This window comes from Pauljensenia sp. 20925_1_25 (genome assembly GCF_041433955.1).
Taxonomy (GTDB): Bacteria; Actinomycetota; Actinomycetes; order Actinomycetales; family Actinomycetaceae; genus Pauljensenia.
In genome coordinates this window covers 57694-84019 of record NZ_JAPWCL010000011.1, presented here as the reverse complement: position 1 = coordinate 84019, position 26326 = coordinate 57694, and the positions used below count along the sequence as shown (strand labels likewise).

Here is a 26326-nt window from a genome sequence, read left to right as displayed (position 1 = left end):
GCTTGTGGCGCTGCTGGTGTTCCCGGGCGCCTTCGGGCCCGGCCGCCCGCGAGATCGCCACACGCGAGCTTCGCTCGGAGTGGTCGATCTCGAAGCCCGCCCGTGCCCTCCGGACCCTCCGGCGCCCGTCACACCGGCGGCGGTTGTCGTGCTGTGTGCACTGGCCAGGCCCCGCAGGCCTCGCGGCGGCCTCCAATCGGGCGGCGCTTATTGCTGTGAGCGGCCAGGCCTTGCCGCCGCCCGCGGGCACTGCTGCCAGGCCTTGGGGGTTCCCTGGCGGGCATCAATCGTGCGGCTATTGCCTTGCCGCGCCCCAGCCTCGTCCCCCGTGAAACGTGCGTGAAACGGCGGGGAGAGTGGAGTGGACCCCAGGCCTCGACCCGACGCGCTTAGACCCCGAGACCCTCGACGATCTCCGCTCCCGGGAGCGCGGCAAGGACCTCGCCCGTCACGAAGAGCTTCGAACGCCGTAGGCCCGAGCCGATGCAGCTCCAGCCCGACGCGCACGCCGAATCGATGAGGAGCCGCCATGAACTCGGCACGCCCACCGGCGTGATCCCGCCGTATTCCATGCCCGACGCCTCGACGGCGCGGTCCTGCGGCCAGAAGCGCGCCTTGCGCACGTCGAGGCGCTTCCTCACGACGTGATTGACGTCCGCGTTCGTCGTCGCGCGCACGACGCACGCCGCGATCCGTTCCTCGCCGACGCGCTTGCCCGCCACCAGGATGCAGTTCGACGACAGCGCCAGGTCCATGCCGAACTCGCGGGTCATGACCTCCGTGTCCGCCAACTCCGGGTCAATCGCGACGACGAGGGCCGACGAGGCCGTGGCAACCCCGCGCTCGGCCAGTGCGGTGAGTGCGCGCGCGACCGGAGGCGCGAGCAGGTCCAGATGATCCAAGGCGGGCACCGGCTGCAGCGAGCCGACGCCGGGAATGATGATGTCGCTCATGCCTCCCAGCGTAAGACGCGCGTCGCAGCCGCGCGGTCGGGGGTCGCTGCGTGAGTCGACGTGACAGCGAGGCTACGTGAATGCCAGGTGGGCGTGTGATCTCGAGTCGGCGGCGTCCTGAGGGTGGCTGATTCTGCCATGATGTCGCGCGCTTGTGTGTGTTTGTGGCGGAGCGGCTGCGCGCGGGGGCGGAAAACGTGTATGCTGGTGGCCGGTCCTCCGCGTGACGGTATCATCCGAACCTCCCCAGGGCAGGAATGCAGCAAGGATAAGGGTGCGCTGCCGGGTGCGCGGAGGATCTCTGTATATGCTGCTCGTTTTCGGTCGGCCACAGGATGCAAAACTAGAGTGTGCTTCAAGCCATATCATTTGATTTTGCATCTCGGCGAGAAGCGTGTAAGCTTATGCTCAGCCAAACGGCAAAGCGCCCGTAGCTCAATGGATAGAGCATCTGATTACGGTTCAGAAGGTTGGGGGTTCGAGTCCCTTCGGGCGCGCAGCGGCCCCCCTCGGTGCGATCCACCGGTGGGGGTTCTGCATTTTAGAAAGCACTCCTGTGGGGGTGCTTTTTCTATATCCGCCGAACACTGCGGCGACAGTCGTGACCGGTGGGATAGCGCGCTGCGACGCGTCACGCGCTTGGCGGCGTCACGACCCACGGCTCGGTCGGCAGCGCACGCAGCCCCTCAATCCCCAGCGCATCTGCGATATCGGAGGCGCAACGCGCCCCGGGCACTCCCAGGGAAGACCCAATGAAGGTCACGACGTCCGCGGTGGACCAGCCCAGGCCTCGTAAATTCGAGAGAGTGACCGCGCCGTCGCGCTTGGCCAGGCGCGCCCCTGAGGGCGCGAGCGCGAGGGGCACGTGCGCGTAGGTCGGCTCGGGAGCGCCCAGCAGGTGCGCGAGCTGGGCCTGCGCGGGTGCCTGGGAGAGCAGGTCGAAGCCGCGCACGACCTGGTCGACCCCCTGGTAGGCGTCGTCGACGACGGCCGCCAGGTTGTACGCGGGCACGCCGTCCGCGCGGCGCACGACGAAGTGGTCGACGGGTCCGGTGTAGGAGCCGTGCAGCTCGTCGAACACAGTCCACTCGGGTGAGGGGGCGGCCAGTCGCAGCGCGGGCTTGCGCCCCAATGCGGCCAGAGCTGCGCGCTTCGCGTCGCGCTCTGATTCGCTCAACGACAGGCACGTCCCCGGGTAGTGGCCGGGCGGCACGTGCGGTGCGGAGGCGGCCTCGCGGATGTCGCGGCGGGTGCAGTAGCACTCGAAGATGAGGCCGCGCGCGTCCAGCGACGCCAGGGCGGCCTCGTGCGCACCGGCCCGAGCCGTCTGGATGAGCGGCTCGCCATCCCAGTCGACGCCGATCGCCTCCAGGTCCTCGATCTGACGCTGAGCGGACCCCGCGCGTTCCCGGTCGATGTCCTCGATACGCAGGACAAAACGCCGCCCGGTTGTGCGCGCCCACGCCCACGCGAGGATCGCGGTGCGCAGGTTGCCCAGGTGGAAGTCGCCCGTGGGGGAGGGCGCGAATCGTCCGGTGTTCGTCATGCGCCCAGTGTACGAGGCCGTGGCCGCCTCCCGGGATCCGCCTCCCCGGGCGGGTAGCTCGACGGGCGTACAGTGGGGGACATGACGAGATTTCGAGTGCCCGACTGGTTGGCGGTCTTCGTGGGCGGGGTCGCTGGGACGGCTGCACGCGCGGGACTGGATGAGGTCGCGAAGGCGTCTCCCGTGCGTGGCCTCTTCCTGTCGTGGTCGACGCTGACGGTTAATGTGGTGGGCGCGTTCCTGCTGGGCGCGCTCTCCGCGTGGGTGGTGGGACGCCTGGCGCGCGGCGTGGGCGATCCGGTGTCGCTCAAGACGTGGAAGCTCCTGATCGGCACCGGTTTTGCGGGCGCGTTCACGACGTACGGGACGTACATCGTCGCGTCGGTTGGCTACGCGTCGCTCAATGGAATTGTCGAGGCCGTCTCTCAGTCCCTTGGTCTCCTCGCGCTGGGTGCAGCCTCCGCGTGGGCGGGTGTACGCGTGGGGGAGTGGCTGTGCGGACTGTCAGAGGCCTCAACGGTCTCCGCGGCATCCGTCAATGACGAGGAGGACCGAGCATGACGGGAGGGACGTTCCTGGGTGTGGCCCTGGCGGGTGGTGTGGGCGCGTGCGCCCGCTTCTGGCTGGACCGGGGCGTGCAAAAGATACTGGACGCTTGGGGTGACCCAGCGGCCGCGAAGCTCGGTATCTTCGTCGTGAACGTGATCGGCTGCTTCCTGGCTGGCGCGGCTACCCAGTTGGTGCCGGGCGCGCTCATGCCCGCTGTGTCCACGGGTTTTCTGGGTGGTTTCACGACGTTTTCGACGGCGCTCCTGGACGCGGTGACCCTGTGGGGTGACGGCTTCCGGGGCCGAGCACTGGCCCTCGCGCTGGGAACGTGGGCGGCCTCGTGGGCGGCGGCCCTCGCGGGCATTGCTTGCGCCGGATAGGGAGTTTTCTGCGTAACTACAGCCACTATGTGGGCCGATCAGTGAGGGTTTAACCACGATACGGAGTTTTGTAACGGCATGCCGCGCGCGCCTGTACAACGCCCCCATATGCTGATTGTGCGGGCCAAACGGCCCAGTAACGGAGAAGCTCATGATTGACCTCACCGGGGTGTCCAAGGTCTACCCCGTGAAAAACGGCGGCCAAGTCGTCGCACTCGATGGGGTGAACCTGCACGTTGACCGCGGCTCGATCCACGGCATCGTCGGTCGATCCGGCGCGGGCAAGTCCACCCTCATCCGGTGTTTGACAGCCCTCGAGAAGCCCACCGAGGGACACATCGTCGTCGACGGCCACGACCTGGCCGCCCTATCCGGTAAGCCGCTACGCGCCGCGCGTCGCCGTATCGGCATGGTGTTCCAGGCCGCGAACCTTCTGGACGCGCGCACCGCCGCCGAGAACATCGGCTACCCCCTCAAGCTGGCGGGCATCCCCGCTGCACAGCGCCGCGCGCGCGTCGAGGAACTCCTCGCGCTCGTCGGCCTTGAGGGCCGCGGCGACTCCTATCCATCCCAGCTGTCCGGCGGTCAGCGTCAGCGCGTCGGTATCGCCCGCGCCCTGGCCGATGAACCCGCCGTGCTCCTGTGCGACGAGCCGACCAGCGCACTTGACACCGAGTCCACCGCGCAGGTCCTCTCGCTGCTGCGCGAGATCCGCGATGTCGCCGGCGTCACCGTCGTCATCATCACCCACGAGATGTCCGTCGTGCGAGAGATCTGCGACTCCGTGACTCTTCTCGGCCACGGCAAGGTCCTGCAGACAGGCACCCTCGAAGAGGTCGTCGCCGACCCGGGGACCCCGCTTGCTCGCGAGCTGGTTCCCATGCCGCTCGTTGAATCGGAGTCGACCGCCGAGGGTGCTGCCACCCTTGACGGCCACACGAAGAACAGCGTCCTCCTCGACGTCGTCTTCACCTCGCACCCGGGCGTGCCCACGGGTGCGACCGTGCTGCACCTCGCCTCGTCCATGGGCGCGGACGTGACCGCGGGAACCTTCGAATCCCTCGGATCCGTGCAGGTCGGCCGCCTGGCCCTGACCGTCCCCGCCTACCACGCTGACAAGATCATCGAGCAGCTGCGTAAGAACAACGTCCACGCGGAAGTGAGGGACCAATGATCACCGCACATCTCGCGAGTGCGACCGCGCAGGCCGCCGCGCAGGCGCTCGTGCCCACAGGCAAGGGCGACCCGACGTGGTTCGACAACCCTGCACTGACCCAAAAGTTTGTCCCCGCGATCCTTGAAACCCTCATGATGACGGGCCTGTCCACGCTCTTCGCGGTCATCATCGGCACGCTGCTGGGCCTCCTCCTGGTCCAGACCGGCAAGGGCGGCCTGACCCCCAATAAGGGCGTCTACCAGGCCGTGTCCTTCGTCGTCAACATCGTGCGCTCCTTGCCCTTCATCATCGGCATCATCATGCTGATTCCGGTCACGAAGGCGATCGTCGGCAAGTCCACGGGATCGCTGGCCACCGTCGTGCCCCTCGTCATCCTCTCCGCGCCCTTCTTCGCCCGACTCGTGGAGACGAACCTCCTGGCCGTTGACCCCGGCAAAGTCGAGGCCGCCCAGATGATGGGTGCCTCGAACCGCCAGATCCGCTGGGGTGTCCTCATCCGCGAGGCCATGCCCGCCCTCGTCCAGTCGATCACGACCCTGGCGATCACCCTCATCGGCTACTCCGCGATGGCGGGTGCCGTCGGCGGCGGCGGCCTGGGCCAGATGGCCATCAACTACGGCTACAACCGGTGGCAGGACGACGTCATGATCTCAACCGTCGTCGCGATCATCGTGATCGTCCAGGTCATCCAGCTGATCGGCGACTTCATCTCGCGTCGTCTCGACCACCGCGCGCGCTGAGAAGCTGAGAAACCGCGGACACCATCTCATCCACCTGGGGCCACCCCGGCCTCGTCCCATCCCATCGAAGAACACAGAAAAGAGAAGCGTCATGCGTCATCGCTCTGTCGCGGCCCTCGCGCTGGCGGCCGTTGCCTCCCTGGGCCTGGCGGCCTGTTCCGGCGGCTCCACCTCCTCCACACCCTCCGACGTCAACACCCTGAAGGTCGGCGCAACTCCCTCGCCGCACGCGAAGATCCTGAACTACATCAACGACAACCTGGCCGCGGATGCGGGTATTAAGCTCGAGGTCGTCGAGTACACCGACTACGTCCAGCCCAATACGGCCCTCAACGACGGCGAACTCGACGCTAACTTCTACCAGACCGTCCCCTACCTGGAGAACGCGGAGAAGCAGGCCGGCTACGACTTCGAGGCGGGAGCGGGCATCCACCTGGAGCCGCTCGGTATCTTCTCCAACAAGCACCAGTCGCTCGACGAGCTGCCCGATGGCGGCACGATCGGCATCATCTCGGACACCTCCAACCAGTCGCGTGCGCTTCAGCTCCTGGCCACGCAGGGCCTCGTGTCCATCCCTGAGGGTGACGGCGACGTCAACATCAACACCGTCACCAAGCTGAAGAACTTCGATTTCCGTGAGGTTGAGGGTCCGCAGCTGGTTCGCTCGCTCGATGACTTCGACTACGCGGTCATCAACGGCAACTTCGCCCAGGAGGGCGGCAAGTCCATCTCCTCTGACGCGCTCGTTGTGGAGTCTCCGGTCGATAACCCGGCCGTGAACGTCCTCGTGTGGAAGAACGGGTCGAACAAGGCCGAGGCCATCGCCAAGCTCGAGGAGCTCCTGCACTCTCCCGAGGTCAAGCAGTACATTGAGCAGACCTGGCCCGACGGCTCGGTTATCCCGGCGTTCTGAGAACGAGGCCGGGGCACGCAGTGGTGCGCGTGCGGCGGGTGGACCGTCCAGCGAATACCGCGCGTGGTCGTGGCGTTAACGGGTGGGCCCCGGAACCTCACGGTTCCGGGGCCCACCCGTTTGTTATAAGTACTTCACTTGGTGCGCGTGTCGAGCGGGAACTCGGCGTCCGGCTCGTGCGTGATGCGATTGCGCAGGTCACGGCGGAAGACTTCGATGACCCATAGCCAGATGATGTGGCCGAAGAACTCGGAGAAATGTTCCGCGAAGGGCTGGTTCCAGGGTGCCGGGACGGTGCCCATCAGTGGCATAAGGATGACGTGGAATCCCACGTAGACGACAATTCCGAAGGCCGCGCCCTGCCAGAGCTTGATCTGGGGGAAGCGTTCGGCCAGCACGCAGTAGATGACCGCGAAGCCGATCGAGAAGGCGAAGTGGACGATGAAGGAGACCCAGGGGAGTCCCTCGTTGCCGTTGTAGGTGTAGGACAGGTGGGTGACGCTCTCCGGGACGCCCAGCTGCTGGAGCAGCTGCTGCGGCGGGTTGGTCGCGTTGCGGACGGGCGTGCGCGGAGGTAGCGGCACCTCCCAGCCGAACTTTACGATGGCGGAGACGATGCCGCCGAGAACACCTGCGAGCGCTGCGACGCCGTAGCGGCGGCGCTTCGGATTGGTCTGAATTAGTGCCATATGTCAAGCATCCGATGTGATTGTTGAAGTTTCGAGGGCTTTGGTGACTTAGCGCTCAAGGTCACAGTCGTGCGTCACCTGCGACAACACCCAAAAACTAGCCAATCTGGTCGGATTTTTGGAGGGGATACCTCGGAATTATGCGGGTGGGGGAGGGACCCAAGTCCCTCCCCCCACCCGGAGTTGTTGGCCAATCGTATCGGCTTGAATGGTGGCCGACGCGCGCCTTGTCAGTCGACGATCCCGTACAGGCGGTCACCCGCGTCGCCCAAGCCGGGCACGATGTAAGACTTATCGTTGAGACACTCGTCGACAGCGGCGACGACGACGTTGACGTCGGCGCGATCACCAATCGCGGCCTCGAGCGTCGCGACACCCTCGGGGGCAGCCAGGATGCACACGCAGGTAACATCCTTCGCGCCGCGCTCGAACAGGTAGTTCGTCGCCGCGACCATCGTGTGGCCCGTGGCCAGCATCGGATCGAGCACGAAACACTGGCGACCCGACAGGTCGTCCGGCAGACGGTTCGCGTAGGTCTCGATCTCGAGGGTGTTATCGTCGCGACGCATGCCCAGGAAACCAACCTCGGCGGTGGGCAGCAGGCGGGTCATGCCCTCGAGCATACCCAGGCCAGCACGCAGAACAGGCACGACGATCGGACGAGGCTCCGACAGCGTCAGGCCGGTGGTCGGCGCAACGGGGGTCTCGATTGGGGTATCGGACACGGCGACCTCGCGGGTCGCCTCGTAGGCGAGCAGAGTGACCAGCTCGTCAACGAGCTGGCGGAACGTCGCCGATGGCGTGTTGCGATCGCGTAGAACAGTGAGCTTGTGAGCGATCAGGGGGTGATTAGCTACGTGGAGGCGCATGGTTATAGGCTACCTCGTACGCGTGTGCGTGCGCACCCCGGTGCTTCGGGCACGAGGCCGTGGCTGCCCGCGCGCAGCAGGTGCTGACCATCTGTCAAACTCAGGGGCCACTCGTGCCCCACAGAGATCCCGACCTCCGGTTACCTCAATGATGATTTGGCCGGTAAGCTAATAGGGTGTCAGTGAATGAGCAGTATCGCGAAGCCATGGGCAAAGCCCTTTTCTTGGCCAATCGCGCCCGCGAAACGGGAGACGTCCCCGTCGGTGCCGTCGTCGTCGACGCCGACGGACACATCATCGGTCGAGGGTGGAACTGCCGCGAGGCTCATCACGATCCCACGGGCCACGCCGAGATCGTCGCCCTGCGCGAAGCAGCCCGCGCCCTGGGCACATGGCGCCTGACCGGTTGCACCCTCATCGTTACTCTCGAACCCTGCACCATGTGCGCGGGAGCCATCCTGGCCTCGCGCGTCGACCGCGTCGTCTTCGGTGCCTGGGACCCCAAGGCCGGTGCCGCCGGCTCCCTGCGTGACGTCTTACGCGACGCCCGTATGCCCCACCCGACCGAGGTCATCGGCGGTGTCCTCGCCCAGGAAGCAGCCATGCAGCTGCGCTCCTTCTTCCTCGGACAGCGCGCCGCCAACGAAATGCCCGTCGTTGAGGCCCCCGTCCACGAGCCCGGCGACCTGCCTGCCCCGGCCCCCGCCCTACCTCCCGCTGAGGATGCGCGCGCCAACAAGTCCGTCCCTGCCCCGGTCCGCGCCAGGGACACGCGCGCCAACGAGCCCGCCCCGGCCTCGTCCCCGAAGAACTCCGACAAGCAGGCCACGGTCTACCCGAGCGCGCCCGTCGCCGTCCTTTCCCCCGCGGCCACCGGCCGCCGTGCAGTCGCGGCTTCACCGTTCCCGCGCCGCGCCGGTCGCCCCTTCTCCGAGCGCGTCTCCGGCAACGGCGACACTCCTGCCGACATCGCCGCAGGCGAGGCAGCCGCCGCAGCCGCGGCCTCCGCTGCAGCAGCAGCCGCAGCAGCCGCAGTCGCAGCCTCCGCTGCCGCCGCCACGACGCAGCCGCCCTACCGCAGCGCCGCCGCAGCCGCCTCTGCCGCCGCCACGACGCAGCCGCCCTACCGCAGCGCCGCCCCCGTCATGCCCGCCGTGGCACCCCAGGCCACGCGCGGCCCCATCACCAAGTCCGTGCCCAAGATCCGCCCCGTGCACGTGCGCCCTACCGCGGTCGCGCCCTCCGGGACCTACACGCCCGCCCAGCCCAAGCGACCCGACGCCGCGGCCCTGCCCGAACCCCCATCCCCGGTCGTCGAGGTCGTCGCCGAATCCATGCCGCCCGCGCCGCCGCAGTTCCCCCAGCGCGCCCAGCAGCGCAGCGCCACGCGCACGCAGCGCCCCCTGCCACAGGCCTTCGAACCAGAGGCACGCCGCGTCGACTACGAGCTCGCGTCGCGCCAATTCAGCGACGTTGACGCCGTCATCTCCGGGATCCGCGCGCGCCGCTCCTCACGCCGCGACGGCAGTGCCCGACACTGACATGATCCCCGCGCGCGTCATCACTGTCTCCGACCGGTGCCACGCGGGCACCGCTGAAGACCTCTCCGGCCCCCTCGCCGCACGCCTTCTCGCGGAGCACGGCGTGGAAGCCTCCGTCACCGTCATCCCCGACGAGGCCGAGGCCATCCGCGCCGCGATCACGTCCGCAGCCGCATCCGGCGCACGCCTCGTATTCACGACCGGCGGCACCGGCCTCTCTCCTCGCGACGTCACCCCCGAGGCCACCGAGCCTCTCCTGGCCACCCGCATCGACGGCCTCGCCGACGCTATCCGACGCCGCGGCGAAGAAAACGTCGCCTCAGCCGCCCTGTCACGAGGCCTCGTCGGCGTCACGGCGCGATCTGACGAGGGCGCGCTCGTCGTCAACGCCCCCGGCTCCCGCGGCGGCGTCACCGATGCCGTTGCTGTCATCGGGCCGCTCGTCGCCCACATCATCGACCAGCTCGCCGGCGGAGACCACCCGCGCGCGTGAGCGCACCCCTTCCACGTACTTCTTCGCGTGCGGGGAATTCGCGCGTGCGTGAACCCGCGCCCGCGCGGGATCGTAACCGCACGCCCCTCGTACGAGGCGACCGCCCGGCGAGCGCGAACGCCCCGGGCGGCCCACGCCTCGTCGGTGAGAATCCAGCGATCAGTCCTCCGGGCGTACCCAGTCGCCGCTGCGGCCACCCGACTTCGCGACGATCTTTGCCTCGGCGATGCGGGCGGAGCGATCCACGCCCTTGACCATGTCCACGATCGCGAGAGCCGCGACCGTCACTGAGGTCAACGCCTCCATCTCCACGCCCGTTCGATCAGCCGTACGCACGGTCGCGCGGATCGCCACGTGATCGTCCTCCAAGCTCAGGTCCACCGCGCAGCCGTGCACGCCAATCGTGTGCGCGAGGGGCAGCAGCTCCGGGACGCGCTTCGCCGCGGAAATACCGGCCACACGAGCCACCGCCAGCACGTCACCCTTCGGGACAGTACCGTCGCGCAGCGCCTGCATGACCTCGGGGGAACAATCCACGCGGCACACGGCGCTCGCCTGGCGCACCGTTGGACTCTTCGCGGTCACGTCCACCATGTAGGCGGCACCCTCGTCGTTCAAATGCGTAAACTTCACAGGTTTCCTTTCACGATGGCGACAACTGCCAGATGTAGATTGCGGGTTGTGCGTCGTCGATTGCGGGGCAATCGGAGCACGCACGTTGTGGGACTGTAGCCCCTTCGTCGCCTGCCGCGTCAACCCACCAGCGCGACGACGGCCAGCTCCTGGCCAGCCACGACCTCGCCGAACTCCGGGGCCACCACGCCAATACCCTGCGCGTGCGCCAGGGACGCCACCAGGTGCGACTTCGATCCCAGGGGGTGCACGGGCTCCACCCAACGGACCCCGGCCTCGTCCCCGGAACAGGTCCCAGCCTCGTCGACGAAACGAACCGGGATGAACTGAGTCTTGCCCTCCGGCGACTCCCACCCCACGCGCGCGCGGGCCACGACGGCGGAGGGGACGGTCGCGCCGCGCTCGGGGCGCACGAGGCCCGACATGACCGCCAGCGCACCCGCCACATACATGTGGAACGTCGTGAACACCGACACCGGATTGCCAGGCAGACAAATGACCGGAGTCTCGCGGCCGCGTGTGCCCACCGGCGTCGCCCCCACGCCCTGCGGGCCGCCCGGCTGCTGGGCGACATGATGGAAGCCCGCGTCCGTGCCCAGCGTCAGGCGTACCACCTCGTAGGCACCCGCCGAAATACCGCCCGCGGTGATCACCAGGTCAGCGTCGGGCGCCTCGTCGAGGGCGCGGCGCAGCTCCTCCGGCGTGTCACCCGTGCGCAGGTTGGCGACAACCCGCCCGCCCGCGTCCTCCACCAGGCCGCGCAGCAGGATGCCGTTCGAGTCGGGGATCTGGCCGCGTTCCAGTGCCTCGCCCGCGCGCCTGAGTTCCGTTCCCGTCGTCACCACGAGGACGCGAGGGCGCGGCAGGACCGCGAGGGTCCCGTGGCCCACCGAAATCGCGGCCGCCAGCGCAGTCCCATCCAGGAGGCAGCCCGCCTCGAGGACCGGGGAACCCGCTTCGAGGGCCTCACCCTTGACGCGTACGTTCGCGCCCAGCTTCGGGGCGACACGAATCTCCACGGAAGCGGGGGCCTGAGCAACCCCGGCCGCGTGGTCCGTGTGCTCAACCTTGACGACCGTGTCCGCGCCCTGGGGGAGGGGAGCGCCCGTCATGATACGCATCGCCTGACCGGCCTCGAGGCGGTGCTCGCGCGTATCGCCCGCCGGGATGTCAGCCACGACCGGCAGCGACCACGGGCCTTCGCCCGCCAGATCCTCGCGGCGCAGGGCGAAGCCGTCCATCGCCGAGTTCGTGAACGGCGGCAGGGGGATCAGCGAGTGGAGGTCGGTGGCCAGTCGACGGCCCAGGCACTCCTCAGCCGACAGCGTGTCGTGCGGCAGGAGGCGGCTGAGCGCCAGCGCCTCAATCAGGTCGCGGTGCTCCATCGTGGACAGCGTCGGATCATGCATGACACCAGTGTACGGGCGCGGGTGGCCGTTGGCGGGCCGCTGCGGGCCGGGCGGGCTGTCGCTGGTAGCGGTCGAGGCCGTGGCTGAGCTGGGGCGGTTGAGGTACGGGAACTCGCTATTCCACCCATTAGCCCGCTGTCCCGCACGCAAACCCCCTGATCCGCATGTGGGCGGGGGTGCCCACGTTCGGAATAGCGGGTTTGCGTGCGGATCAGGGGGCCGGGACTCGGAATAGCGGGTTTGCGTGCGGATCAGGGCCGCAGCACCAGCAAGGCTAGGCACGCCAGCAGCGCCTGTAACGCGCGCAGCGTCAGATGGTCAGCAAAACCTTCGTGGCGCGGCGCTCGTCCATGGCGGCGTAGCCCTCGGCGGCCTGGTCGAGGGGCAGGACCATGTCGAAGACGGCACCTGGGTTAATGACATCGCGAATGATCAGATTGATGAGGGTCGGCAGGTACTTGCGTACGGGCGCGGGTCCGCCGAACATATGCACCTCGGCGGCGAACATGCGGCTCATGTCGAGGGAGACGCCGTGGGGAACGCCCACGAAGGACAGGTGCCCACCGGGGCGCACGCAGCCCAGCGCCTGGTCGAACGATGCTTCGTTGCCGACGGCCTCCACGACGCCATCGGCCCCCAGGCCGCCGGTCAGTGCCTTCACGCGGGCGATGCCTTCCTCGCCGCGCTCCTCCACGATGTCGGTCGCGCCGAACTCGTAGGCCAGTGCCTGTCGGTCCGCGTGACGCGACATGGCGATGATGCGGGAGGCACCCAGCTGGCGGGCACCGATGATTGCGCCCAGGCCCACTGCGCCGTCACCCACGACGACGATGGTTGTGCCGGGACCTGCCCCGGCCTCGTCGGCGGCGAACCAGCCGGTGCCGAGCACGTCGGAAGCTGCCAGGAGTGAGGGGATCTGCTCGCGCGTGGGCGTGCCGGGTGTCTTGACGAGCGTGCCGTCTGCGAGGGCGATGCGGGCGTACTCGGCCTGTGTGCCGCCGGCGCGCATGCCAACGAAAGCGTCGCCCTGGGCGGCCGCGGTCGCGCAGCGCGAGGGGTAGCCGGTACGGCAGATGAGGCATTCGCCGCAGGAGATACAGAAGGAACCGACGACGAAATCGCCGGGGCGCACGGTGGTGACGGCGGATCCGACCTCGACGACGGTGCCGACGTACTCGTGGCCCATGTACTGCTCGTGGACGGGCTGGGCACCGCGGTAGGGCCACAGGTCTGATCCGCAGATGCACGTGGCGGCCAGCTTGATGATGGCGTCCGTGGGTTCCAGGATGGTGGGCATCGGCGTCTCTTCGACGGTGACGTTGCCGGGTTCGTGCATGACGACGGCGCGCATGGTGCTCCTCGCTCGGGTTCTCGTGCACTCACGCTATCCTGGCGGCGGTGTTTTCGTATGAGCTGTCCACTGTTCGTTTTCTCTCAGGCGACGAGGTCGGGGGCAGTTTCGGGGCGACGTGACCTATTTCGAAGGGCGAAGACCGGGTAAAAAGCGGTAGGGTGTCGCCATGTCTGTCGAGTTTGTATCCGCCGATCAGGTGGCACACGCGGCCGCATGTGAGGCGCCGCTGCGGCTCGTCGACACCTTCGGTCGAGTGGCCCGTGACCTGCGCGTTTCCTTGACGGATCGCTGTAATCTGCGCTGCTCGTACTGCATGCCCCCCGAGGGTTTGGACTGGCTGCCCACTGAGGAAACGCTGACCGACGCGGAGGTTGTGCGCATCGTGCGCATCGGTGTCGAGCGGCTGGGTATCCGTCAGGTTCGATTCACGGGCGGCGAACCGCTGTTGCGCCGAGGCCTCGAAGGGATTATCGCGGAGTGTTCCCAGCTTCGGACCGACGAAGGGCAGGCTCCTGACCTGGCGCTGACGACGAATGCGCTGGGCCTGGCTAAGCGCGCCCAGGGATTGAGGGATGCGGGTCTGGACCGCGTCAATATTTCCTTGGATTCGCTGGACCGTGAGCACTACGCGGCGATCACGAGGCGTGATCGCTTGGGTGACGTCTTGGAGGGCATCGAGGCCGCCGCGCGTGCGGGCCTGAGTCCGATCAAGGTCAACACCCTCGTGCTGCGTGGCATGAACGAGGCCGACCTGCCCGACCTGGTTGACTACTGCCTGGATCGGGGCATCGAGCTGCGTGTGATCGAGCAGATGCCGATTGGTCCGGTGGACACCTGGGATCGCCAGAGCATTCTGACGGCGGACGAGATTCTGCACATCATGGGGACTCGCCACACGTTGGATCCCGCGCAGCGCGAGGATCCGCACTCGCCGGCTGGGCGCTGGATCGTTGACGGTGATCCGACCAAGAGGCTCGGCGTCATCGCCTCCGTGTCTGATCCTTTCTGCAATGCCTGTGATCGCACGCGCCTGACGTCGGATGGCATGGTGCGTTCCTGCCTGTTTTCCACGGAGGAAACATCGCTGCGCGATCTGCTGCGCGGGGGTGGCTCCGATACGCAGATTGCCGCGCGATGGGCCGATGCCATGTGGGTCAAGCCGGCCGCGCACGGCCTCAACACTGATGCTTTTGCGCGCCCGTCGCGCACCATGAGCCGTATTGGTGGGTAACCTCCCGCTAATTTGATAACGCCGGTGTTTTGTAACGGTGGTTGATAGGAGTCTTGGTAGGCCGGGGATTCCGCGCGGTAACCCTACTTTTCCTTGTTGTCACAGGGGTGATGCAGGTTACAAAACGATGATGCGATGGTTGTTATTTCACTTGGTAGCCTCCGTGTTAAATAATGTCCGAGGCGTGCCCGCGCCCGGATTTCCCTTCACGGATGAGGAGAGCCATGAGCGCGACCGAACCTGCGGCCAAAAAGAGCCGCTACCTGCTCACTGACTGGAACCCCAACGATGAGTCCACGTGGGACTCGAAGCTCGCGTGGCGCACGCTGTGGATCACGACCTACTCGCTGATCCTGGCCTTCTGCGTGTGGTTCCTGCCCAGCGCCATCGCGCCGAAGCTGACGCTCCTCGGCTTCAATCTGGACAAGTCGCAGCTGTACTGGCTCACCGCTCTGCCCGGCCTCGCGGCCGGCATCCTGCGCCTCATCTACATGTTCCTGCCCCCGCTCATCGGCACCCGCAAGCTCGTGGGCATCACCTCCCTGCTGTGCATCCTGCCTATGGCCGGTTGGTTCTACGTCGTCCAGGACAACACGACCCCCTACTGGGTTCTGCTGACCCTGGCCTTCATGTGTGGCGTCGGCGGCGGTGCATTCTCCGGCTACATGCCCTCCACCGGCTACTTCTTCCCCAAGCGTCTGTCCGGCACGGCGCTCGGCCTGCAGGGCGGCATCGGCAACCTCGGCATGTCCATTATTCAGCTGGTCGGCCCCATCCTCATGGGCTTCGGACTCTTCGGCATGACCTGGCTGGCCCCGCAGCAGCAGGTGTCCGGCGACCACGCCGGTGAGCACATCTGGGTCTACAACGCTGCGGTCTTCTTCATTCCGTGGTGCCTCGTCGCCGCGATCCTCGCCTTCATCTGGCTGCGCGACGTGCCCGTCAAGGCCAACATCAAGCAGCAGCTGGACATCTTCTCCAACCCCAACACCTGGTACATGACCATCCTCTACGTCATGACCTTCGGCCTGTTCTCTGGCTTCTCCGCCGTCTTCGGCTTGCTCATCAACAACCAGTTCGGCCGCGAGTCCTCCCTCGCTCTGCCGGTCCTGGGCGCGACCTTCGCCTTCCTTGGCCCCCTCATCGGCTCGCTCATCCGCATGTCCTGGGGCATCTTCTGCGACCGCATGGGCGGCGCCATCTGGACCTTCATCTCCGGCGTCGGCATGGCCATCACCCTGGCCGGTATCGCCTGGGTCCTCTACAACCCCACCGGTTGGACCGACTTCTACATCTTCATGGCGCTCATGCTCACCATGTTCCTGTTCTCCGGCTTCGGTAACGCCGGTACCTTCAAGCAGATGCCGATGATCATGCCGGCCCGCCAGGCTGGTGGTGCCATCGGCTTCACCTCCGCCATCGCATCCCTCGGCCCCTTCCTGGTCGGCGTCGCCCTCTCCGCGGTCGGCACCGGCGGCGCCTGGGCCTTCTTCCTCGGATGCGCCATCTTCTGCGCCCTGTGCTCGGTCCTGTGCTGGGTCATGTACGCGCGCAAGAACGCCCCGTTCCCCGGCTGATCCACCCGGCACTGCGCGGTGCCGACCGGACCTGCCACTGCCTCGTCACTCGACTCTTAGGAGCACCCCATGACGAATCTCGATTCCGATATGACCTTCCCGACCTACGGCGGTGAGGTCAAGCCCGCGACCGGCGCGACCCTGTTTGCGCTCGGCTCGTGGCTGCGTCGCGGCAAGGCGTCCGCCGACGCGCGCCAGCTCTTCCTCGAGGGCGGCCGCGACGGCGACTCCTTCTACCGCGACCGCTGGAGCTACGACAAGATCGTGCGCTCCACCCACGGCGTGAACTGCACGGGCTCCTGCTCGTGGAAGATCTACGTCAAGGACGGCGTCATCACCTGGGAAACCCAGCAGACTGACTATCCGTCGACCGGCGCTGACATGCCCGAGTACGAGCCTCGCGGCTGCCCGCGTGGCGCGGCGTTCTCGTGGTACGAGTACTCGCCGACCCGCATCAAGTACCCCTACGTGCGCGGCGTCCTCCTCGACATGTTCCGCGAGGCCAAGAAGCGCCTCGGGGATCCCGTCGACGCGTGGGCCGCGGTCGTTGAGGACCCGGAGAAGGCTCGCGCCTACAAGTCGCAGCGCGGTCGCGGCGGCATGGTCCGCGTGTCCTGGGAAGAGGCGATGGAGATCGTCGCCGCCGCCTACGTGCACACGATCAAGCAGTACGGTCCCGACCGCATCGCCGGCTTCTCGGTCATCCCCGCCATGTCGATGATCTCCTACGGCGCGGGTGCCCGCTTCCACGAACTCATCGGCGCGACCATGCTGTCCTTCTACGACTGGTACGCGGACCTGCCCCCGGCCTCGCCTCAGGTGTTCGGTGACCAGACCGACGTGCCCGAGGCCGGCGACTGGTTCAACTCTCAGTACCTCATCATGTGGGGCACGAACCTGCCGCTGACCCGTACCCCCGACGCGCACTTCATGGCCGAGGCCCGCTACCACGGCCAGAAGGTCGTCGTCGTGTCCCCGGACTTCGCGGACAACACGAAGTTTGCGGACGACTGGTTGCGCGTCCAGCCCGGCACGGACGGTGCCCTGGCGCAGGCCATGGGTCACGTCATCCTCAAGGAATTCCACGTCGGCAAGCGCGAACCCATGTTCCTCGATTACATGACGCGCTACACTGACGGCCCGTTCCTCGTGGAGATCGGCGAGGTCGGCGAGGGCGCCCACGAGGGCATCGAGGCGACGACGCTGGTCCCCGGCAAGTTCCTCACGGCCGCGAAGATGCCCGCAGGCACGACCGAGCGCACCGAGAACAACGAGTTCCGTCCCCTCGTCATCGAGTCCGACGGCACGGTCAAGGACCCGGGCGGCACGCTCGCTGATCGCTTCGGCGAGGAGGGTGCCGGCCACTGGAACCTCAACCTCGATGGCGTCGAGCCGGTCCTGTCCATCATGGACACGAACGAGTGGGAGCCTGTCGAGATCGCCCTGCCGCGCTTCGACCTGCCGGCAGCCGACGGTCAGGCTTCGGTCGGCGGCGGCTACGTCCTGCGTGGCGTCCCCGCGCGCCGCGTCAACGGTCGCCTCGTGACGACCGTGTACGACATCATGCTGGCTCACTACGCGGTTGAGCGCGAGGGTCTGCCGGGCCAGTGGCCCACCGACTACATGGACGCCTCCACGCCGGGCACCCCCGCGTGGCAGGAGGAGTTCACGTCGGTTCCCGCCGGAGCAGCCATCAAGATCGGTCGCGAGTTCGCGCAGAACGCGGTCGAGACGCAGGGCCGTTCCATGATCCTCATGGGTGCCGGCACGAACCACTACTACCACTCCGACCAGATGTACCGGACGTTCCTGGCGCTCACGGAAATGTGTGGCACCCAGGGCCGCAACGGTGGCGGCTGGGCCCACTACGTGGGTCAGGAGAAGGTCCGCCCGATCATGGGCTGGGGTTCCTTCACCTTCGCCCTGGACTGGGCGCGCCCGCCGCGCCAGATGATCTCCACCGGCTGGTACTACATGACCACCGACCAGTGGCGCTACGACGGTGCCCCGGCTTCGGCCATGGCGAACCCGATCAAGTCCTCGCACCTGGACGGCAAGCAGCTGGTCGATACGCTCGTCGAGTCCGTCCAGCGCGGCTGGATGCCCTGCTACCCGACGTTCTCCAAGGGTTCGACCCAGCTGGGTCGCGAGGCCGCCGAGGCGGGCATTGCCCCGGCGCAGTACGTGTCCCGGGAGCTGCGGGAGGGCCGCCTGCAGTTCGCGATCGAGGACCCGGACGCTCACCACAACGTCCCGAAGATCCTCGCGAACTGGCGTACGAACCTGCTTGGTTCGTCCGCGAAGGGCACCGAGTTCTTCCTGCGCCACATGCTGGGTACCGGCAACGAGGTCAACGCGGAAGAGCTGCCCGAGGGTTCCCGTCCCGCGACCGTCAACTGGCGCGACGCGCACCCCGGCAAGCTCGACCTCATGTGGGTCGCGGACTTCCGTAACACGTCGACGACGCTGCACTCCGACGTCGTGCTGCCCGCCGCCACGTGGTACGAGAAGCACGACCTGTCCTCCACGGACATGCACCCCTTCATGCACTGCTTCGACGAGGCCGTGAACCCGCCGTGGGAGGCGCGCACCGACTTCGAGGTGTTCCAGACGCTGGCACACCTCGTGGGACGCCTGGCCGCCGACCACCTGGGGACGCAGACGGACGTCGTCGCGGTCCCGCTGGGTCACGACTCCCCGGACGCCATGACCATGGCGAGCGGCGTCGTTCCCGAGCAGACGTGGACGCCCGGCAAGACTATGCCGAAGCTGGTTCCGATCGAGCGTGACTACACGCAGGTCGGCTACAAGTTCGACCGCATGGGCCCGCTCCTGGAAAAGGCTGGCCTGGCTGCCAAGGGCGTTGCGTTCAACGTCCAGGAGGCTTTCGAGGAACTCGGCGACCTCAACGGCCGCGCCCCCATGGACGGCAACGCCGGAGAGGGTGCGCCCCTGTGTGACACCGCAATCAAGGCGGCGAACATGGCGATGCGTTTCTCGGGCACCACGAACGGCTCCCTGGCCGTTCAGGGCTTCCGCACGCTCGAAAAGCGCGTCGGTAACCCCATGGCATTCCTGGCTGAGGGTGACGAGGAAAAGAAGATCACCTACCAGGACACCGTCCTGCAGCCGCGCAGCGTCATCACCAGCCCCGAGTGGTCGGGTTCCGAGCACGGCGGCCGCCGCTACAGCGCCTTCGTGCAGAACGTCGAGTGCCGCAAGCCGTGGCACACGCTCACGGGTCGCCCGCAGTTCTACGTCGACCACGACTGGATGATGGACATGGGCGAGTCCCTGCCGATCTTCCGTCCGCCGCTCGACCTGGCGCACATCTACGGTGAGCGCCCCGTCGGCGACCACCGTCCCGGTCAGCCGGGCCAGGCCGAGGTCGCGGTGCGCTACCTGACGATCCACAACAAGTGGGCCATCCACTCCCAGTACTACGACAACCCGTACATGCTGACGCTGGGTCGTGGTGGCCAGACGGTGTGGATGAGTCCGCAGGACGCTGAGAAGATCGGCGTGCGCGACAACGAGTGGATCGAGGCGAAGAACCGTAACGGTACCGTGTCGGCTCGCGCTGTTGTCTCCCACCGCATCCCGGAGGGCACGGTGTTCATGCACCACGCCCAGGATCGCCAGATCAACACCCCGCTGAACGAGGAATCCGGCAAGCGCGGCGGTACGCACAACTCGCTGACACGAATCTTTATTAAGCCGACCCACCTGGCCGGCGGATACGCGCAGTTCGCCTACGCGTTCAACTACTACGGTCCCACCGGCAATAACCGCGACGAAGTCACGGTTATCCGCCGCCGCTCCCAGGAGGTGCAGTTCTGATGAAGGTCATGGCTCAGATCGCGATGGTGATGAACCTCGACAAGTGCATCGGCTGCCACACCTGTTCCGTCACCTGTAAGCAGGTGTGGACGAACCGTGAGGGCACCGAGTACATCTGGTTCAACAACGTCGAAACCCGTCCCGGCGTGGGCTACCCCCGCGGCTGGGAGGACCAGAAGAAGTGGAAGGGCGGCTGGAAGCGTACCGCCACGGGCCGCCTCGTTCCCCGTCAGGGTGGACGCGTCGCCTCGCTCGCGAAGATCTTCGCGAACCCGACGCAGCCGACCATGAAGGACTACTACGAGCCGTGGACGTACGAGTACGACAAGCTGCTCCAGGCGCCCGCGAACTCCCGCGCGATCCCGACGGCCCGCGCGAAGTCCGCAATCACGGGCGAGCACATCGACAAGCCCGAGTGGGGCCCGAACTGGGACGATGACCTCGGCGGCTCCATGGAGACCCTGGATCAGGACCCGGTCCTGCACCAGATGAACCTCCAGGTCGCGAAGACCATCGAGGACGCGTACATGTTCTACCTGCCTCGCATCTGCGAGCACTGCCTGAACCCGACCTGCGTGTCGGCGTGCCCCTCGGGCGCGATGTATAAGCGCACCGAGGACGGCATCGTCCTGGTCGACCAGGATCAGTGCCGCGGCTGGCGTATGTGCGTGTCGGCCTGCCCCTACAAGAAGGTCTACTTCAACCACAACACGGGCAAGGCCGAGAAGTGCACGCTGTGCTACCCGCGCCTCGAGGTCGGTCAGCCGACCATCTGCTCGGAGACCTGCGTGGGCCGCCTGCGCTACATGGGCGTGCTGCTCTACGACGCGGACCGCGTCACCTGGGCCGCGTCCCAGGAGGACGAGCGTGACCTGTACCGCGCCCAGCGCGAGATCCTGCTCGACCCGAACGACCCGCAGGTGGTCGCCCAGGCCCAGGCCAACGGCGTTCCCCACTCGTGGATTAAGGCCGCCCAGCAGTCCCCGATCTGGAAGCTCATCACCGAGTACGAGGTCGCCCTGCCGCTGCACCCCGAGTTCCGCACCCTGCCGATGGTCTGGTACGTGCCGCCGCTCTCTCCGGTCGTCGACCAGGTGACCGCGTCCGGCAGTGACGGCGAGGACCACAAGGTCCTGCTGTCCGCCATCTCGCAGATGCGCATCCCGCTGGAGTACCTGGCCGGCCTGTTCACGGCCGGAGATACGGCTCCCGTGGAGCTGGCGCTGCGTCGCCTCGCCGCGATGCGTTCCTACATGCGCGACGTCTTCGTCGACAACCCGACGAACGAGGAGATCCCGGCCTCCGTGGGCATGACCCCTGAGAAGGTCAAGGAGATGTACCGACTGCTGTCGATCGCCAAGTACGACGACCGCTTCGTCATCCCGACCGCCCACCCCGAGATGCCGCGCGGCATCAAGGAGCTTGAGGGCTGCCCGGTGTCCTACGACGTCGAGGCCTTCCACGGCCTGGCCCCCGCCACGTCGAATCGCCCGATGGGTGGCTCGTCGCCGGAGGGACGCCAGATGCTCCCCCTTGAGGTCGTTCGATGAGTACTTTCGTCGGCATTCCGCGCATTCCTACGGCCGCTCCGGACACGGAGATGGATCCGCAGGACGCGCGCGGCGTGCGCATGGCGGTCTCGGTCCTCCTGGACTACCCGGGGGATGACTTCGAAACCAAGCTGAACGCCGTCGAGGAGGCTCTGGCGGACCTGCCGGAGCCGGCCTCGTCGGCCCTGGCCTCGTTCGTGAGCTACGCGCGCGCCGCGGGCCTGCGTACCATGCAGACCACCTACGTCGAGACATTCGACCAGCGCCGCCGCTGCGCGCTCGGCCTGACGTACTACACGCACGGCGACACCCGCGGACGCGGCCAGGCAATTCTCGCGTTTAAGGAGGTCCTGCGCCGAGCCGGCTTCGAGATGGACCGCGAGGAGCTGCCCGATCACCTGCCCGTGGTCCTGGAGTTCGCGGCCTTCGACGAGACGGGTACGGCCGAGGGCCTGCTGCGCTCGAACCGCGAGGGCATCGAGGTGATCCGCACGGCGCTGCGCGCCGCGGACTCCCCGTACGCGCCGCTGCTGGATGCGCTGGTCGCGACGCTGCCCGAGCCGGACGAAAAGACCATTGAGGGCTTCCGTAAGCTCATTAGCCAGGGGCCGCCCACCGAGCTGGTGGGCGTGGGCGATCTGTCTGCCACGCCCTCCCCGACTTCCGAAACAACGATGGGACGGTAACGTTCATGGAATCCGCACTTTTGCATGCCGCGTCCGCACCCGAGACGCAGTCGCTGTCCTTCCTGGACATTGCCCTGTGGGTGGTCCTGCCCTACGTGTCCTTCGCGATCCTCATCGTGGGTCTCGCGTGGCGCTACAAGACCGACCAGTACGGCTGGACATCTCGTTCCTCGCAGTGGAATGAGCCGACCATTCTGCGCTGGGCATCGCCGCTGTTCCACTTCGGTGTTCTCTTCGTGTTCATGGGCCACATCCTCGGCCTCGTGGTCCCGAAGACCTGGACCGAGGCAGCAGGCGTACCCCAGCACGTTTACCACCTGATGGCCACCATCCCCGGCACGATCGCCGGAATCATGACGATCCTCGGCCTCGCGATGCTGATCTACCGTCGAGTGGTGTACAAGTCGGTGCGCGTGGCGACGACCCGCATGGACATCGTCACCTATGTCATGCTCTGTATCCCGGTGCTCCTGGGCGGCGCGGCGACGCTGCTGAACCAGGTGCTCGGCGGGCACGAGGGCTATGACTACCGCGAGACGATCTCCGTCTGGTTCCGCTCGATCTTCTACCTCCACCCGCAGGCGCACCTGATGGTTGACGTGCCCCTGAGCTTCAAGCTGCACATCGTCGCCGGCCTGCTGCTGTTCTGCGTGTGGCCGTTCACCCGCCTCGTGCACGCGGTGAGTGTGCCGGTCGGCTACGTGGCGCGTCCCCCGGTGGTCTACCGGTCGCGTGACGAACGCCGCACGCACGCGATCACGCGTGGCGGTATGTCGGACTGAGTTCGCGCTTTCCTACCGTGGCCTCGAATGACGAGGCCGCGGCGGGTCAGGCGGTAGCGTGGGGCGGGCGATGGCTCGCCCCACGCACGCGATCACGCGTGGCGGTATGTCGGACTGAGTTCGCGCTTTCCTACCGTGGCCTCGAATGACGAGGCCGCGGCGGGTCAGGCGGTAGCGTGGGGCGGGCGATGGCTCGCCCCGCGCTGTATATCGCGGGTGTCGGTGCCCGCGAGCCAATTGTGTGCAAGGAACCCTTCAAATGGTCCCGTTCATTGGAATTGACCGTGCGGATACGGCGACAAGCTGGGTAAAATTACTTCCAGTTTGTAAGTAATGTAATGCCGCTAATGCCGTACGGAGATTCACGCAGAGCGGATTTCCGCTGATTAAAAGGGAGAGAGGATAGGCATGACTGACACCTCCCATTCTCGGACGCTGGCAGAAACGCTTGAGGCGATGGCTGCCCTGACGCCCGCCCAGCACGCGCTGTTGGAGCGCATTTCGCAGCACGCGGCACCCGTGACTGTCGCCGAGCTAGCTCAGGAGGCCGGCCTGCACGTGTCGAGTGTGCGCGAAACCCTGGAGGGCCTGTTTGGCGTGGGCCTTGTGGAGAAGCGGCAGCTTCCCTCGTCGGGGCGCGGTCGTCCGGCGCTCGGCTATTCGACGACGACCCCCGCCGACCCGTCGTTTGCGGCGCAGATGCTCCACCAGCTGACTTCATCGCTGCTGGCGTGGTTGCGCGCGGACGCTGTGGATCCGGCGGCTTCGGTGCGCGAAATCGGCGCGCGCTGGGCGGACGCCGCACTGGAGACCATGTCGGTGCCGGATCATAGCCATGCTACCCGCCGCGTCGCGCGCGACAGCTTCAACATCGCGGGACACCTGGGTAAGGTGCGTCTGTTCATGAACGCGATGGGTTTTGCGTCGGTGCCGCACGAGAGCGATCCAATGGCGGTCGTGTTGACGGCCTGCCCGTTCACGGAACCCGGTGCCCCCGATGACCTGGCCCTCGAGCTGCGCCGTGGCATCGTCGAGCGCATTTTTGAGCGCACGGCGACGGGCGTGGCGAGCTGGTCGGTGGAGGTTGACCCGATGAACCCGCTGCGTCTGACGGTGTATCTCCGTCCGGTCAACGAGCCGAATCCGAAACCGCTGTCGACGACCGTGCACTTCTTCGGTGGCGCGGCGGAGGCCGCTGGCGGCTATATGTGCGAGCTTCCCGCCACAGAGACGCCTGCGACGCTCGGTGAGCTGATTGCGCACCTCGGCGAGGAGAACCCGGCTCTGGGCCGCATCCTCGATGTGTCGAGCTTCCTGGTGAACGAGCGTTCGGCTCGTTTGGATACCGAACTCATGCCCGGAGTGCGCGTCGACGTGCTGCCGCCTTTTGCCGGTGGGTGAGAGTTTCGAGTCATTTGTGTGGATCGGCCAGGAGTTTTATAAAGTCCTGGCCGATCCCGTGTAAAATAAAAGTAATTATCTCCCGTTTTTGGAGGATCTCATGTCAGCAGAGATTGCAACAGGTATTACTGATGACCCTCTCGACTCGAGTTCACTGATCAATAGCGCGCGCCGCGACACGTGCGGCGCGGTGGCGTCTTTTATCGGCGTCGTGCGCAACCACGACGGGGGAGAGAGCGTGGAAGCGATCGAGTATTCGTCGCATCCGTCGTCGCCTCAGATTTTGCGCGAGATTGTCTCCGAGTTCGCGGATCGCCCCGGGGTGCATCGCATTGTTGCGTGGCACCGTGTCGGTCACCTCGAAATTGGCGAGGATGCGATGGTCGTGGCGGTGGCCGCCGAGCACCGCGCGCAGGCCTTCCGAGCGGTGGAGGGCATTGTCGAGGATGTCAAGGCGAAGTTGCCGATCTGGAAGAAGCAGGAACTCAGTGACGGTTCTCATAATTGGTCGGGTTTGTAAGCGATGACGATCGGTGATCCGTACGCGCGTGATGCTGCGGTCTCGGGGCGTTCTGTCGCGGTTCCGCTGCACTGTGCGCCTGTGAGGTACGAGGCTGGGGATCCGGCGCTGGAACGTTTCCGGCGTAATTGGCTGGTATCAGGTATCGGCGAGGCGGGCCAGGCGCGCTTGGCTGCTTCTCGTGTGCTTGTCGTGGGTGCGGGAGGCCTGGGTTCGCCCGTCCTGCTGTACCTGACGGCGGCGGGCGTCGGTACGATTGGCATCTGTGACTCCGACGTCGTTGAGGTGTCGAACCTGCAGCGTCAGCTGTTGCATGGTGAGGGTGACGTGGGGGTTCCGAAGCCGAATTCAGCCGTGCGTCATCTCAGTGGACTCAACTCGTCGGTTCAATTCGAGCGCTTTGGGCATGTGACGCGTCAGTGGCTGGACGAGCATGGCCACGAGTGGGACTTGATCGTGGAGTGCACGGATAATTTCGACGCGAAGTATCTGGTGGCGGACTACTGCGCGGATTCGGGCGTGCCCCTCGTGTGGGGGACGGTCGTGCGCATGGCCTATCAGGTTAGCGTCTTCTGGTCCGCGGCTCCTGCTCCCGTGCCGTCCCTGACGCTGCGGAGTCTGCACCCGGTGCAGCCTGCCCCGGGAACGACTCCGGCCTCGACTCAGGTGGGTGTTTTGGGGCCGGTCGTCGGCCAGGCGGGCACTGCCATGGCGACCGAGGCCATCAAGATGCTGGTGGGCTTCGGTGAGCCTCTCATTGGTCGCGTCCTGATGGTCGACGCGACGACGCAGCGCACGGACGTGCTGACCTTCGCGCCGTGGGAGTGAGTGGCGTAGGTTCATCGTGTGGCGTGAGCGTGCCGTGCGCGCGTCTGGCGGCGATGGTTGTTGGCGGTGGGGGCGGTGAGCGCCTGGGAGGCGTCTCGAAGCCGGACCTTGTGTTCGGTGGGGTGCGACTCGTCGACCGCGTGTGTTGTGCTCTGGGTGAAGTTACTGGCGCTGGCGTCGTTGCTATCGTTCCGCCTTCTGTGCGCGTCCCCTCTGGTGTGACGCGCGCCCTTGAGGATCCGCCGGGCGGTGGTCCTCTGGCGGGGATCGACGCGGGCCTAGCGGCGCTGTCCGTGGGGGCGGATTGCTGGGTGATCGTCGTGTCCGTGGACTGCCCCGGCATTTCGGACGTTCTGCGCTGCCTCCTGGCCGAACCCCTGGGTATCGCGTGCGACGGGCGCATCCTGCGCGGCGGCGACCCTGAGCCGTTCGACCAGTACCTCATGGGTGTCTACCGTGCCGGGGCGCTGCGCCGCGCTATCGATGAGGCCGTGGCGCGTCATGGGAGCGTGCGCGGTATGGGGGTGCGCCGGGTTTTGCGCGCCCTGGCACTCGAGCGGGTGGATGTGAGCGCCGACGTCTGCCGGGATGTCGATACGCCCGAGGACCTGGCTTGGTGGGAGTCTCGCCTCGGCTGATGATTTGTCAGTAATGCCTGAGTGGGT

The 26326-nt window shown here is 66.7% G+C and carries 24 protein-coding genes, 1 tRNA gene and 1 other RNA gene; 19 read left to right on the top strand and 7 right to left on the bottom strand.

The features are described from left to right. Nucleotides 1-389 precede the first annotated feature (389 nt). The gene (locus O3932_RS06465) at nt 390-953 is read right to left on the bottom strand and encodes a YbaK/EbsC family protein (RefSeq protein WP_371537080.1); all 564 of its coding nucleotides are present in this window, start codon (nt 951-953) and stop codon (nt 390-392) included. 210 nt (nt 954-1163) lie between these two features. On the opposite strand from O3932_RS06465, the gene ffs reads away from it, so the two are divergent. Both ffs and O3932_RS06455 read left to right on the top strand, forming a co-directional pair. Next, an RNA gene (gene ffs / locus O3932_RS06460) (signal recognition particle sRNA small type) lies at nt 1164-1259 on the top strand. Nucleotides 1260-1377: 118 nt separating this feature from the next. Next, a tRNA-Arg gene (locus tag O3932_RS06455) sits at nt 1378-1450 on the top strand. A gap of 134 nt (nt 1451-1584) precedes the next feature. Here the strand turns inward: O3932_RS06455 and gluQRS are convergent. Next, nucleotides 1585-2499 carry a tRNA glutamyl-Q(34) synthetase GluQRS gene (gene gluQRS, locus O3932_RS06450; RefSeq protein ID WP_371537077.1) on the bottom strand — a complete coding sequence of 305 codons (915 nt, stop codon included), beginning with the start codon at nt 2497-2499 and terminating at the stop codon, nt 1585-1587. Between the two features lie 81 nt (nt 2500-2580). Here gluQRS and O3932_RS06445 point away from each other — a divergent pair, with 81 nt between their 5' ends. From O3932_RS06445 to O3932_RS06425, 5 genes are all read left to right on the top strand, one after another. After that, nucleotides 2581-3060 (top strand): CrcB family protein, encoded by a 480-nt coding sequence (locus O3932_RS06445; protein ID WP_371537074.1) that lies wholly within the window; start codon nt 2581-2583, stop codon nt 3058-3060. Next, nucleotides 3057-3428, top strand: coding sequence for a CrcB family protein (locus O3932_RS06440; protein WP_299240644.1), 372 nt, complete (start codon nt 3057-3059; stop codon nt 3426-3428). Before O3932_RS06445 ends, O3932_RS06440 begins: the two co-directional genes overlap by 4 nt. A 151-nt stretch (nt 3429-3579) precedes the next feature. Further along, a complete protein-coding gene (locus O3932_RS06435) occupies nt 3580-4602 on the top strand; it encodes a methionine ABC transporter ATP-binding protein (RefSeq protein ID WP_371537071.1) in 1023 nt (340 codons plus the stop codon). After that, the gene (locus O3932_RS06430) at nt 4599-5345 is read left to right on the top strand and encodes a methionine ABC transporter permease (RefSeq protein WP_296502859.1); all 747 of its coding nucleotides are present in this window, start codon (nt 4599-4601) and stop codon (nt 5343-5345) included. Before O3932_RS06435 ends, O3932_RS06430 begins: the two co-directional genes overlap by 4 nt. Nucleotides 5346-5436: 91 nt before the next feature. Further along, nucleotides 5437-6258, top strand: a complete 822-nt coding sequence (locus tag O3932_RS06425) for a MetQ/NlpA family ABC transporter substrate-binding protein (RefSeq protein WP_009648263.1) — start codon at nt 5437-5439, stop codon at nt 6256-6258. A gap of 134 nt (nt 6259-6392) precedes the next feature. On the opposite strand, the gene O3932_RS06420 is transcribed toward O3932_RS06425, so the two are convergent. Continuing rightward, nucleotides 6393-6947 carry a YagU family protein gene (locus tag O3932_RS06420; protein WP_009647280.1) on the bottom strand — a complete coding sequence of 185 codons (555 nt, stop codon included), beginning with the start codon at nt 6945-6947 and terminating at the stop codon, nt 6393-6395. A gap of 230 nt (nt 6948-7177) precedes the next feature. Further along, the gene (upp, locus tag O3932_RS06415) at nt 7178-7816 is read right to left on the bottom strand and encodes a uracil phosphoribosyltransferase (protein WP_009647279.1); all 639 of its coding nucleotides are present in this window, start codon (nt 7814-7816) and stop codon (nt 7178-7180) included. A gap of 182 nt (nt 7817-7998) precedes the next feature. Here upp and tadA point away from each other — a divergent pair, with 182 nt between their 5' ends. Continuing rightward, nucleotides 7999-9357, top strand: a complete 1359-nt coding sequence (gene tadA / locus O3932_RS06410; RefSeq protein ID WP_371537067.1) for a tRNA adenosine(34) deaminase TadA — start codon at nt 7999-8001, stop codon at nt 9355-9357. A 1-nt stretch (nt 9358) separates the two neighbouring features. Beyond that, a complete protein-coding gene (locus O3932_RS06405; protein WP_009648501.1) occupies nt 9359-9850 on the top strand; it encodes a molybdenum cofactor biosynthesis protein B in 492 nt (163 codons plus the stop codon). Nucleotides 9851-10009: 159 nt separating this feature from the next. On the opposite strand, the gene moaC is transcribed toward O3932_RS06405, so the two are convergent. The 3 genes from moaC to O3932_RS06390 form a co-directional block, all read right to left on the bottom strand. After that, nucleotides 10010-10483 (bottom strand): cyclic pyranopterin monophosphate synthase MoaC, encoded by a 474-nt coding sequence (gene moaC, locus O3932_RS06400; protein ID WP_371537063.1) that lies wholly within the window; start codon nt 10481-10483, stop codon nt 10010-10012. Between the two features lie 119 nt (nt 10484-10602). Next, nucleotides 10603-11892, bottom strand: a complete 1290-nt coding sequence (glp, locus tag O3932_RS06395; RefSeq protein WP_371537060.1) for a gephyrin-like molybdotransferase Glp — start codon at nt 11890-11892, stop codon at nt 10603-10605. Nucleotides 11893-12202: 310 nt separating this feature from the next. Next, nucleotides 12203-13243 carry a zinc-dependent alcohol dehydrogenase family protein gene (locus O3932_RS06390; protein ID WP_371537057.1) on the bottom strand — a complete coding sequence of 347 codons (1041 nt, stop codon included), beginning with the start codon at nt 13241-13243 and terminating at the stop codon, nt 12203-12205. A 169-nt stretch (nt 13244-13412) separates the two neighbouring features. Between O3932_RS06390 and moaA the strand changes: the two genes are divergently transcribed. The 10 genes from moaA to O3932_RS06340 all read left to right on the top strand — a co-directional run bounded on the left by moaA (nt 13413) and on the right by O3932_RS06340 (nt 26299). Further along, nucleotides 13413-14477 carry a GTP 3',8-cyclase MoaA gene (gene moaA, locus O3932_RS06385; protein WP_371537054.1) on the top strand — a complete coding sequence of 355 codons (1065 nt, stop codon included), beginning with the start codon at nt 13413-13415 and terminating at the stop codon, nt 14475-14477. Nucleotides 14478-14701: 224 nt separating this feature from the next. Next, nucleotides 14702-16054, top strand: coding sequence for an MFS transporter (locus O3932_RS06380; protein WP_371537052.1), 1353 nt, complete (start codon nt 14702-14704; stop codon nt 16052-16054). Nucleotides 16055-16123: 69 nt separating this feature from the next. Next, the gene (locus O3932_RS06375) at nt 16124-19894 is read left to right on the top strand and encodes a nitrate reductase subunit alpha (RefSeq protein WP_371537050.1); all 3771 of its coding nucleotides are present in this window, start codon (nt 16124-16126) and stop codon (nt 19892-19894) included. Continuing rightward, nucleotides 19894-21444, top strand: a complete 1551-nt coding sequence (gene narH / locus O3932_RS06370; RefSeq protein ID WP_009648489.1) for a nitrate reductase subunit beta — start codon at nt 19894-19896, stop codon at nt 21442-21444. Before O3932_RS06375 ends, narH begins: the two co-directional genes overlap by 1 nt. Next, nucleotides 21441-22130, top strand: coding sequence for a nitrate reductase molybdenum cofactor assembly chaperone (narJ, locus tag O3932_RS06365; RefSeq protein WP_371537047.1), 690 nt, complete (start codon nt 21441-21443; stop codon nt 22128-22130). Before narH ends, narJ begins: the two co-directional genes overlap by 4 nt. Before the next feature lie 5 nt (nt 22131-22135). Continuing rightward, on the top strand, nt 22136-22912 hold the full coding sequence (gene narI / locus O3932_RS06360) for a respiratory nitrate reductase subunit gamma (protein WP_371537045.1): 777 nt from the start codon (nt 22136-22138) through the stop codon (nt 22910-22912). Between the two features lie 408 nt (nt 22913-23320). Next, complete coding sequence (locus O3932_RS06355; protein ID WP_315293575.1) at nt 23321-24313, top strand: MoaD/ThiS family protein; 993 nt, start codon at nt 23321-23323, stop codon at nt 24311-24313. A 100-nt stretch (nt 24314-24413) separates the two neighbouring features. Then, nucleotides 24414-24833: a molybdenum cofactor biosynthesis protein MoaE gene (locus O3932_RS06350; RefSeq protein ID WP_371537043.1), complete on the top strand. Its 420-nt coding sequence runs from the start codon at nt 24414-24416 to the stop codon at nt 24831-24833. Nucleotides 24834-24836: 3 nt separating this feature from the next. Further along, nucleotides 24837-25661, top strand: a complete 825-nt coding sequence (locus tag O3932_RS06345; protein ID WP_315293576.1) for a HesA/MoeB/ThiF family protein — start codon at nt 24837-24839, stop codon at nt 25659-25661. A gap of 23 nt (nt 25662-25684) precedes the next feature. Further along, nucleotides 25685-26299, top strand: coding sequence for a molybdenum cofactor guanylyltransferase (locus O3932_RS06340; RefSeq protein ID WP_371537040.1), 615 nt, complete (start codon nt 25685-25687; stop codon nt 26297-26299). Nucleotides 26300-26326 lie beyond the last annotated feature (27 nt).

Coding starts and splice junctions, on each gene's coding strand:
- O3932_RS06465 (WP_371537080.1), bottom strand. CDS start 953: ATGAGCGACATCATCATTCCCGGCGTCGGCTCGCTGCAGCCGGTGCCC.
- gluQRS (WP_371537077.1), bottom strand. CDS start 2,499: ATGACGAACACCGGACGATTCGCGCCCTCCCCCACGGGCGACTTCCAC.
- O3932_RS06445 (WP_371537074.1), top strand. CDS start 2,581: ATGACGAGATTTCGAGTGCCCGACTGGTTGGCGGTCTTCGTGGGCGGG.
- O3932_RS06440 (WP_299240644.1), top strand. CDS start 3,057: ATGACGGGAGGGACGTTCCTGGGTGTGGCCCTGGCGGGTGGTGTGGGC.
- O3932_RS06435 (WP_371537071.1), top strand. CDS start 3,580: ATGATTGACCTCACCGGGGTGTCCAAGGTCTACCCCGTGAAAAACGGC.
- O3932_RS06430 (WP_296502859.1), top strand. CDS start 4,599: ATGATCACCGCACATCTCGCGAGTGCGACCGCGCAGGCCGCCGCGCAG.
- O3932_RS06425 (WP_009648263.1), top strand. CDS start 5,437: ATGCGTCATCGCTCTGTCGCGGCCCTCGCGCTGGCGGCCGTTGCCTCC.
- O3932_RS06420 (WP_009647280.1), bottom strand. CDS start 6,947: ATGGCACTAATTCAGACCAATCCGAAGCGCCGCCGCTACGGCGTCGCA.
- upp (WP_009647279.1), bottom strand. CDS start 7,816: ATGCGCCTCCACGTAGCTAATCACCCCCTGATCGCTCACAAGCTCACT.
- O3932_RS06405 (WP_009648501.1), top strand. CDS start 9,359: ATGATCCCCGCGCGCGTCATCACTGTCTCCGACCGGTGCCACGCGGGC.
- glp (WP_371537060.1), bottom strand. CDS start 11,892: ATGCATGATCCGACGCTGTCCACGATGGAGCACCGCGACCTGATTGAG.
- O3932_RS06390 (WP_371537057.1), bottom strand. CDS start 13,243: ATGCGCGCCGTCGTCATGCACGAACCCGGCAACGTCACCGTCGAAGAG.
- moaA (WP_371537054.1), top strand. CDS start 13,413: ATGTCTGTCGAGTTTGTATCCGCCGATCAGGTGGCACACGCGGCCGCA.
- O3932_RS06380 (WP_371537052.1), top strand. CDS start 14,702: ATGAGCGCGACCGAACCTGCGGCCAAAAAGAGCCGCTACCTGCTCACT.
- O3932_RS06375 (WP_371537050.1), top strand. CDS start 16,124: ATGACGAATCTCGATTCCGATATGACCTTCCCGACCTACGGCGGTGAG.
- narH (WP_009648489.1), top strand. CDS start 19,894: ATGAAGGTCATGGCTCAGATCGCGATGGTGATGAACCTCGACAAGTGC.
- narJ (WP_371537047.1), top strand. CDS start 21,441: ATGAGTACTTTCGTCGGCATTCCGCGCATTCCTACGGCCGCTCCGGAC.
- narI (WP_371537045.1), top strand. CDS start 22,136: ATGGAATCCGCACTTTTGCATGCCGCGTCCGCACCCGAGACGCAGTCG.
- O3932_RS06355 (WP_315293575.1), top strand. CDS start 23,321: ATGACTGACACCTCCCATTCTCGGACGCTGGCAGAAACGCTTGAGGCG.
- O3932_RS06350 (WP_371537043.1), top strand. CDS start 24,414: ATGTCAGCAGAGATTGCAACAGGTATTACTGATGACCCTCTCGACTCG.
- O3932_RS06345 (WP_315293576.1), top strand. CDS start 24,837: ATGACGATCGGTGATCCGTACGCGCGTGATGCTGCGGTCTCGGGGCGT.